The organism is Pseudomonas sp. IT-93MI4 (assembly GCF_949767635.1).
In the GTDB taxonomy this organism is placed as follows: domain Bacteria; phylum Pseudomonadota; class Gammaproteobacteria; order Pseudomonadales; family Pseudomonadaceae; genus Aquipseudomonas; species Aquipseudomonas putida_A.
Genome location: NZ_CATKPP010000040.1, coordinates 1 through 434, shown reverse-complemented (window position 1 = coordinate 434; position 434 = coordinate 1). Strand labels below are relative to the sequence as shown.

Genomic DNA, 434 nt, shown 5'->3' with positions numbered 1-434 from the left:
ATATTGTCGACGGTCTGGGGCAGGGCGGTAAATTCGACTTTTTCGCCCTCCAGGGTGGTGCCGAGCATGGTCAAGTGAATGATGTCACCCATCTCGAAGTCTGGCCGGGTGGCCGTGACATGCACCGTGATGTCGTTGTCGCCCTGTTTATCGGCGTCGAGCTTGTTGTTGACGGCCTCCTGAACAATCGGTGCGGCCAGCAGGTCGATGCCGGTGGTGACGACGATGCGGGTTTCCTTGCACCAGTCTTCCGATTCATTGCCGACGATGTCGCGCACCTTGAAGGTGACCGCCAGACCAGAGAGGTCGGTGTCACCAGCCCGTTCAATAGTGGCTTTGGAGACCGTGATCAATATCGGGTTTGCCGCTGGATCGTTGATCTGCTCCAGGGTCACCGGTGTGGAATACTCAAAAAAGCCACCCCAACTGAGATG

General features: G+C 57.1%; 1 pseudogene. It reads right to left on the bottom strand.

Annotated elements, in window-relative coordinates:
- Positions 1–434 (bottom strand): annotated as a pseudogene (locus ACM6I7_RS16895) (hypothetical protein); the annotation flags it as partial.